The organism is Synechococcus sp. H60.3, assembly GCF_047462295.1.
Taxonomy (GTDB): Bacteria; Cyanobacteriota; Cyanobacteriia; order Thermostichales; family Thermostichaceae; genus Thermostichus.
Genome location: NZ_JANSIY010000154.1, coordinates 1 through 4,606, shown reverse-complemented (window position 1 = coordinate 4,606; position 4,606 = coordinate 1). Strand labels below are relative to the sequence as shown.

Below are 4,606 nucleotides of genomic sequence, written 5' to 3'. Positions count from 1 at the left end.
GGCGGGCTGAGTTTTTTCCTCTACTGTCAGCTCCGCTTTGGCCGCTGGGATCTCTACATGGAAATGCAGCGCTACTTCACTGGCGTGCAGGCCAATTACCAAGCCCTTTTCCAAGCTTCTACCTATGTTCTTTCCCCTGAGCGATGGCAAGTCTTGCTCTCTCCTTCTGCACCCGTGAAGGATCCTGGCCTGTGGTCTGATGCTCTCAGCCAACTGTTTGTGTCTGTTACGTTGGGATCCCTGATTGTTGCAAGTTTGGTAGAGGGGCTCAGTGTCCTGGCCGGCAAGAGCCAGCGCTGGCGGGAGCGGCTGGGGCTCCATTTGGCTGCCTGGGCCATGTTCTACATCGCTGTAGCCGGCATGAGTCCCCTGGGCCAGCGAAGCATGATTCGCTACTGCCTGCCGGTTCACGTCGTACACGTGCTGGCTCTCGTGCACTGGGCCAAGCACACAGATTTGGGCTTTCTTCCCCTCTGGGCTCGTCCCCACCTGAGCAGAGTTCTCAAGCTGGGCTATGGGCTTCTGGCTCTCATCTTCCTCGTTCTCAACCAGATCTTGACCTGGCGCTACGTTCGCCATCTCTGGGTAGCTTGACTCCACTTTCTTGAAGATAGGATGTGAGGGATCCCGACTTCTCCCCAACTACGAGCTGTGGCCTTTTCTTCTCCTCGCAAGTTGCCTCGGCAGAAATCGTCCCTGCGGGTGGCTCAGACCATCGACCCCGCCAAGATTTACCCCTGCCCCTGTTGCCACCAAGGTCAGTTGCGCCTGATTACCCTGACCGAGGCTTTTGGCTGCAGCCGTTGCCAGCATATTTTCGCCATCACCCCCGACCGTTTGCACATTGAGCAACTGGCGGTTTCCTACCCCTACCGCAAAATGTGGTTCTGGAACGGCCATCAATGGGTGTTGCGCCGGCAAAGCACTTTCCAGGGATCCATGCTCTTGGGCCTCACCCTCAGCCTGGGGGTTGCTTTGGGGGTGGGGTTTCTCAGCGCGGTGCTCTTTCCCAGCCAAGCCCAGTTGCTCAGTTGGTTCCTGATTCTTTGCCTGTTGTTAACGCTGTTGATGGCGACGGCAATCCTGCTGCTGCGTCGGCCTTGAGATGCTTGGGATCGTTGCCAGGGATCCCCAGTTTCAGCTCTTGTGGATCTAGCCATTTCTTGTTAGCAGTGGTCAGGAGCAGGTCTGTCGTCGGTCAGCCAGGCAGGAGGGAAGCGAGTGACCGATTTTGGTTCAGCTTTTGACCTCAGCACCACCCTGCGCCAGGTGCGCCGCTTGCTGCCTCAGCTCCAGCGCTTGAGCGGCGAAACCAAACGCCAGGCCCTGCTGGCCCTCTCGCGCCGTTTGCTGGAGCGCTCCGATCTCCTCTTAGAGGCCAATACCCTCGACCTGGAAAGCTGCCGCGAGCAAACTGTGCCGGAGTGGATCCTCAACGGCCTCAAGCTCACCCCGGAGCGCCTGCAGCGATCCGCCCAGTTGCTTGCTCTCTTGGCCCAACAGCCGGATCCCATCGGCAGCCTGGAGAGGGGGTACCGTCAGGACAACGGGCTGTTCATTGGCCGCTACCGCGTCCCTTTGGGGGTGGTGGCTTTGGTCTATGAGATCTACCCCGAGTTTGCCCTCAACGGCATTGGCATGGGTCTCAAGACGGGCAATGGCGTGCTCTTGGCCAGCAGCGGCCCCATCCAGAAAACCCACCAGGCTCTAGTTACCCTATTGGCAGAAACAGCTTACGAACACGGGATCCCAGAAGGAGCCATTCAAGCCTTGCCCACCCAAGACCGGCCGGCGGATCCCCAAGAGGACTCGCTGCTGCTACTGCTGCTGCAGCAAACCCGCTACGTGGATCTGGTAATCCCCTGTGGTCGCCCCGGCTGGGTGGAGTTTCTCCTGCAGGCTAGCAAAGTGCCGATCCTGGCTACCCACCTGGGCTATGGCCATGTTTATCTGGATCGCACTGCTCCCTGGCCTTTGGTGAAGTCAGCTTTGCTGGATCCCTTGGCTCGCTATGGCCCAGAAGGGATCCCCATCTACCAGCCCCTCACCCTCTGGCTGCTGATCCACGCTGACTGGGCCGCCAGCCATCTGCCAGCACTGGTCGAAGCTTTGCTCAGTCAGGGGGAGATCGACGTTCAGGCGGCCACCCCAATTCTAGAGCAATTTCCCCAGCTCCAGCCGCTGAGAGAAGGGTTTGACTCCACCCGGCGTCCCCATCTGCGCCTCCAACTAGTAGCGGATTTAACGGAGGCTATCGCCTGGATTAACAAAAACGGTTACCATCAGTCGGAAACCATCCTCACTGATAGCCAGGCGGCGGCCCAGCGCTTTCTCCAGGAGGTGGATGCGGCCCTTATCCACATCAACACCACGCCCCTCTCAGCAGGCCGCGGAAGCGGGATCCCTACCTTGGGGGCGATTCGCGACCCGTCCCTGGGCATTTCTACCCAGCGGCTGCATGTGCGCGGGCCCATCGACCTGGAAGCCCTGACAACTGTAAAGGTGGTGGCCCAGGGCGGCCTGTAGCCGTGGGAGGGTGGGATCCCGCTGGCCAGATCAGGCGAGACTGAAGATAGGGATCCACTCCCAGCTTGTCATCCCACAAAGCCCAGGCGACTAGGGGAGAACTCCTTTGGGGATTGACCTACGCAGCTACGTGTTTTTGGATCGGCTCCAGCCCCAATACGCCGCCTATCTGGGCACGGTGGCCCAGGGCTTTTTGCCCCTGCCGGGGGACACTTCCCTCTGGGTCGAGATTTCCCCCGGCATTGAGATCAACCGCGTCATGGACATCGCCCTCAAAGCCACCTCGGTAAGGCCAGGGTTGCAGGTAGTAGAGCGCCTCTACGGTCTTTTGGAGGTTCACTCCAGCAACCAGGGGGATACCCGCACTGCCGGGCGGGCCATCCTGGCGGCTTTGGGGGTGAGTGAAAGGGAGCGCCTAAGGCCGCGCATCATCTCTAGCCAGATCATCCGCAACATCGATCCCCACCAAACCCAGTTGATCAACCGTTTCCGCCGTGGCCAGATGCTTCTAGCGGGCCAAACCCTTTACATCCTGGAGGTGCAGCCGGCAGGCTATGCCCCCCTGGCCGCCAATGAGGCAGAAAAATCGGCCCGGATCAACATCCTCGAGGTGATGCCTTTTGGTAGCTTTGGCCGCGTCTACTTGGGCGGGGAAGAGCAAGATATCCTAGCCGCCTGTCGGGCCGCCGAGGAAAGCTTGGCAGCGATTTCTGGGCGGGATCCCTTGCTGTTGCCTGAGGAGGTATAGCCAATGGCGGAATCGGATCCCAAGTCTTCGCCCAAAGCCAGCTTGCCCCAGGATCTGACGGCGGATCGGGTGAGGCTGCTCACGGAACTGGCTGCTCCTTACCGCAGTTTGCGGCGCTTCATCTACCTGGCGGTGGGGTTCTCGGCTACCGTTGGGGCATTTGTGTTTTTCTTTCGGGCCTTGGCAGGGCGGGATCTGGAGACTACCCTGCCCAGCTTGGCTCTACAGTTAGGGATCCTGGCCGGCGCCCTTGGCCTAAACAGGCTGGAAAACCGCTCCCAGCAAAAGCTGGTCAGACAGATGAGGCAGCGCCTTAGCAGCCCAAAAGAGTCGCCCCCTCCACCCAAGGGTGATCCCCTGTACCAGCGCAGGGACAGTTAGCCCGTCAATCGTCCCAGTCCTCTTGGCGGGGATCTGGGTCGTCCTCCGCATCGGCGCTCAGCAGATAGTGGCGATCCCTGGCGGGGGCTGCCTGGGGCCATTTTTGAACCATTTGGATGGCGAGAAAGGCAGCCAAGGCAACCACAACTGCCCAGGTGAGAATTGGAATCGCCAGGATCACCACCGTACCCAATACGTAGATAGCCACCTTAGGCAAGGAGGGATCCACCCTCCAGCCGCGGCGGTACACCCAGTTGGTAAGCTGCCGATCCCAGCGGCGCAGGCGAGGGATGTTCTCCTCATAGATTTCCTGCAAAATGCCGGCCAAAACGGGTCCCAGGCGGCGCATCTGGCTTCGGGTTTGCCTTCTCCAATTCCGCACCGAGCGTCCCATTCGTAGGATCCTTGCCCTGCTCTTCCTCAAGCGATCCTAGCCCAACCGCGAGGGCGACCTTCCTGTCGGGGCGGCAAGGGATCCCTGGGGATGTAAATTTGTTTGAACATTTGGATCGGAGATTGGGGTGGCTGGGCAGGACTACAGTACACTGAGGGCACCTGTGCAGTGGTGTGGCTGCCACGCCAGAGGGGTAAACCTTTTTTAACCTTTCAAAGAGCTCGACTGGAGAACGCTAATGGCTCACACGGTCAAGATCTACGACACTTGCATCGGTTGTACTCAGTGTGTGCGGGCCTGCCCTACCGATGTGTTGGAAATGGTGCCCTGGAAGGGGAACAACAAGGCCGGCATGATTGCTGCAGCCCCCCGCACCGAAGACTGTGTTGGCTGCAAACGCTGTGAGACTGCTTGCCCCACCGATTTCCTGAGCATCCGCGTCTATCTTGGGCCCGAAACCACCCGCAGCATGGGCCTGGCTTACTAAGCCGCCGGCAGGTTGGGTTGCAATTTTTTGCGATTGCCCGCCCGCTCAAGGAAACAGCATCTTTAACTTC

General features: G+C 59.6%; 6 protein-coding genes and 1 pseudogene. 6 read left to right on the top strand and 1 reads right to left on the bottom strand.

The window, feature by feature from the left end:
- The 5 genes and pseudogenes from NW841_RS11990 to NW841_RS11970 form a co-directional block, all read left to right on the top strand.
- Positions 1 to 594 (top strand): annotated as a pseudogene (locus NW841_RS11990) (hypothetical protein); the annotation flags it as partial.
- 57 nt (positions 595 to 651) lie between these two features.
- Entirely contained in the window at positions 652 to 1,104 is a 453-nt protein-coding gene (locus tag NW841_RS11985) for a hypothetical protein (RefSeq protein ID WP_414366283.1), read from the top strand.
- Between the two features lie 117 nt (positions 1,105 to 1,221).
- On the top strand, positions 1,222 to 2,526 hold the full coding sequence (locus tag NW841_RS11980) for a gamma-glutamyl phosphate reductase (RefSeq protein ID WP_414386565.1): 1,305 nt from the start codon (positions 1,222 to 1,224) through the stop codon (positions 2,524 to 2,526).
- A gap of 106 nt (positions 2,527 to 2,632) precedes the next feature.
- Positions 2,633 to 3,274 carry a hypothetical protein gene (locus NW841_RS11975; protein ID WP_414366285.1) on the top strand — a complete coding sequence of 214 codons (642 nt, stop codon included), beginning with the start codon at positions 2,633 to 2,635 and terminating at the stop codon, positions 3,272 to 3,274.
- A gap of 3 nt (positions 3,275 to 3,277) precedes the next feature.
- Positions 3,278 to 3,655, top strand: coding sequence for a DUF3493 domain-containing protein (locus NW841_RS11970; protein WP_414371653.1), 378 nt, complete (start codon positions 3,278 to 3,280; stop codon positions 3,653 to 3,655).
- A 4-nt stretch (positions 3,656 to 3,659) separates the two neighbouring features.
- Here NW841_RS11970 and NW841_RS11965 read toward each other — a convergent pair whose 3' ends face one another.
- Positions 3,660 to 4,004, bottom strand: a complete 345-nt coding sequence (locus NW841_RS11965) for a hypothetical protein (protein ID WP_414386564.1) — start codon at positions 4,002 to 4,004, stop codon at positions 3,660 to 3,662.
- A gap of 283 nt (positions 4,005 to 4,287) precedes the next feature.
- Here NW841_RS11965 and psaC point away from each other — a divergent pair, with 283 nt between their 5' ends.
- The gene (gene psaC / locus NW841_RS11960) at positions 4,288 to 4,536 is read left to right on the top strand and encodes a photosystem I iron-sulfur center protein PsaC (RefSeq protein ID WP_011429399.1); all 249 of its coding nucleotides are present in this window, start codon (positions 4,288 to 4,290) and stop codon (positions 4,534 to 4,536) included.
- Positions 4,537 to 4,606: the final 70 nt, after the last annotated feature.

Excerpts from the sequence above, each read along its gene's own strand:
- NW841_RS11970 (WP_414371653.1), top strand. The coding sequence starts at position 3,278 with ATGGCGGAATCGGATCCCAAGTCTTCGCCCAAAGCCAGCTTGCCCCAG.
- NW841_RS11965 (WP_414386564.1), bottom strand. The coding sequence starts at position 4,004 with ATGCGCCGCCTGGGACCCGTTTTGGCCGGCATTTTGCAGGAAATCTAT.
- psaC (WP_011429399.1), top strand. The coding sequence starts at position 4,288 with ATGGCTCACACGGTCAAGATCTACGACACTTGCATCGGTTGTACTCAG.